Origin of the sequence: Parasutterella muris, assembly GCF_009767915.1 — a bacterium.
In the GTDB taxonomy this organism is placed as follows: Bacteria; Pseudomonadota; Gammaproteobacteria; order Burkholderiales; family Burkholderiaceae_F; genus Parasutterella; species Parasutterella muris.
Genome location: NZ_WSRP01000074.1, coordinates 1 through 2,814 on the forward strand (window position 1 = coordinate 1; position 2,814 = coordinate 2,814).

Annotated in this window: 3 protein-coding genes; all 3 read left to right on the plus strand. The window is 43.5% G+C overall.

Annotated features, from left to right (window positions below):
- Positions 1–374: 374 nt before the first annotated feature.
- The 3 genes from E5987_RS12465 (at position 375) to E5987_RS12475 (ending at position 2,552) form a co-directional block, all read left to right on the plus strand.
- Positions 375–623: a hypothetical protein gene (locus tag E5987_RS12465; RefSeq protein WP_160336391.1), complete on the plus strand. Its 249-nt coding sequence runs from the start codon at positions 375–377 to the stop codon at positions 621–623.
- A gap of 1,325 nt (positions 624–1,948) precedes the next feature.
- Entirely contained in the window at positions 1,949–2,164 is a 216-nt protein-coding gene (locus E5987_RS12470) for a hypothetical protein (protein ID WP_160336392.1), read from the plus strand.
- A gap of 43 nt (positions 2,165–2,207) precedes the next feature.
- Positions 2,208–2,552 (plus strand): hypothetical protein, encoded by a 345-nt coding sequence (locus E5987_RS12475; RefSeq protein WP_160336393.1) that lies wholly within the window; start codon positions 2,208–2,210, stop codon positions 2,550–2,552.
- Positions 2,553–2,814 lie beyond the last annotated feature (262 nt).

The following is a 2,814-nucleotide window of genomic DNA, read 5'->3' on the forward strand; positions in this document are numbered from 1 at the left end:
TACTACTTCGGTGAAATCGCAGGGAAAAGACGGATGTTATTTGAAGCCCTCGGGGTTCCGGTTCCTGATGCAGAGCCTGAAAAGGCGCAGGTCTACGAAGACGACGAAGAAGAGACAGACTTCTAAAGAAGATGCCTTCAGATTAAAAGCTGAGCCTCTGCTAGAGGCTCTAGATTCTGCAATATTTCAGTATTTACGAGATTCTCCTAAAGACGGGGATGAGGTGTCTTAAACAAACTCAAATTTAGGAGAAAGGAAACCTTCTAAATCGGCTGTTACCGATCCGGAAATCTCCATAATTAGAGGACTGCAGAGAGTTAAGGAAGTCTTAGAAAATAAGACCTTTCGCGCACCGTGTTGTTTGGAGTGGATCTTTGAGCGTCTGGGTCGATATTAATTATGGAAAGCACGGAGAGATTGTTGACGACTATTTTGGCACAAAAGGAGCAATGGGCGATTCTCATATTGTAGATAAAAGAAGTCTTGCAGAAGGTCTTAACCCAGAAGAGGTAGCAGAAGTACTAAGAAAGATGGTGAGGACACTAGCCAAAGGGCAAGCGAAGGAATCTCGATCAGGTGGCAAAGCAATTACAAATGATGGTTTTAGAGTGCTACTGTCCTGAAAAGGTGGGAACCACTACATTGTTTCAGCGTTCGGAAGAGTAAGAAGAGGGGAGGCTTCGCTCTCCGGCCCGTTGAACGCAGTTAATTCGACAAATGCCAATATGGACGCCCTTGGCAAAAGCGTACCCCTCATCGAAGAAAAGGAAAAGAACCCTTCTTCGACAGTAATAACTATCGCAGATCAAAAGCTTCTTTTCAAGGGGTAGAAAGAAAATCAGAGCGAACTAGATCCGAAAACACAAGAAACCTTAGATGGTATTAAACGCCGATAAGCTTCCTAAAAGGCTAAGTCGGACGTTGTCTAGACAGAGGGAAAAAGGCATCTAAAAAAGTGTTAATTAAAGAGGGCGAGTTCGAAGCACAAGGGAAAGTTAACTAAAACCCCGACGTTAGGAGAATAACTCTCTAATTTTTTGCAAGTTTCGCGTCTCTTTTTTGTTGCCTTCATTTATCTATGTTAAATATTGTCATTACCTAATTGAGAAGGACTGCTATGTTTATCGGTATCGTTACCGACGGCAAATATAAATTCGTCAAGCTTCTCGAGGGATGTAAGGACGAAAAAGGGAAGACAAGAACCCCTTTGGAAGACTCGAAGCTCTTCTCAAAGAGGATCTGGAAGCGGTTGATAAACTCAAAGCTAAGAACAATGGACGACACAAAGAAGAACTCGAGCTGCGGCAAAAGCGGCGTTGAAAAGATCTTGAAGAAATTTTGGCCTTCAACGGGAAGCTAATAACTAAGACTTTCTGGAAGAAAGTGGGTCGCCGAGCGGCAGATGCTCCTTTAGAAGGAAGGAACCCCTGCCTCTACGTCTGGAAACGACCTCGGTCTCTTTAAACCCAGTACAAGCCTAGCAAAAAAACTAAGAAAAGTCATTCACTTAAAAGAAGACGCGACAACAATTTGAAAGGCGTCTAAGTCATCTCTCACCGAAAAGCAAAAGGACCGAAATTTCAACGACGTTAGAAGAGGTCTCTTTAAATCTTGGGAAGTTGCCGTAACAAACCAGCTGCTGAACTCTGGTAAGGTCGTTATTTGCCGCTCTAACGAAGAATTCCTGGATAGGATGGTGGAGGACGAGTACGCCAATGATCCGTCTAAATCTAAGGAAGAAATTCGTCAGGAGCTTATAAATGAAGGCCTGGACTGAGGGACCAATGCTCTCTATGACGAAAAGACAGGAAAGGTCTATATCAACGGAGAAAACGTAGACGAAGGCGAAGCAGGGGCAGTTCTTGCTTATGAAATTGGTGTCCACGCTGCTAAAGATTCAGAGTTCAATGAGCTTATCGGCGGCATTGAAAACCGAGTTGAAGTTCTGATGAAAAAAGGGCTGAAGAGTAAGAAGCCCGCAGAAAGGAGATTCTGGGAAGATGTCAAACGCCGCATGGATGGCGCCAGAGTCTCGAACAACGAGGAAAGACTTGTGTACTTCTTGGAGGTTTATACCAAGAGAAACGATGTTGTTCCTCAATCCGAAAGATCGGTGTTTGATCAGATTGCTGGTGTGCTTAAAAATGGCTTTTCTTGGTATTAACCGCATCGACGAAAACAAGGCAGCTGAGCTTCTCTGAGACGTGGTGAGAGCCTATGCGGAAGAGTTTCAGAATAATTCAAATTTAAGAGGAAGGAAAGCTTCCAAGAGTACAGTCAAGGACAGTGGAGGAAAATATGCAAACCTAAACGCAGAAGATCACGCAAGATATGCAGAACAGCTCAGACAAGAAGAGCCCCGAAGCCACAGAGAAGAGTTTGAGCAAAGAGGATTTGATAAGAAAACAACAAGTCTCCGAGGACAAGCAAAGGCCGCAAACTTTGGACGAGCTAACGCCGGAAAACTCCATAAAGTTCACGGAGATAGACGTAGAAATAGCTCGGGCCTTCGGGTTTCTGTAAGCTGGAAGGCTCCTGAGAAGTTAAAGTAGGTATACTCCCTTAATCGGATGGCAACACCGATATTCTTCAGTTGGATGGTTCACCCAAAAGCGCAGTTGATTTTCGCAACGCGATCTTAAACAGCAAAAAGCCTGAATTCCCAAGATTCTAGGAGCTATTTTTACAAATAGTCTCATCTTCAATTTAACCAATTGATTTTATACCCCTTTTGAGTAATGCATGGATGGACTTCTTTAACTTCATAGGCGATAATTATAACCTATGAAAGAAACCAATCACCCTACAAATATG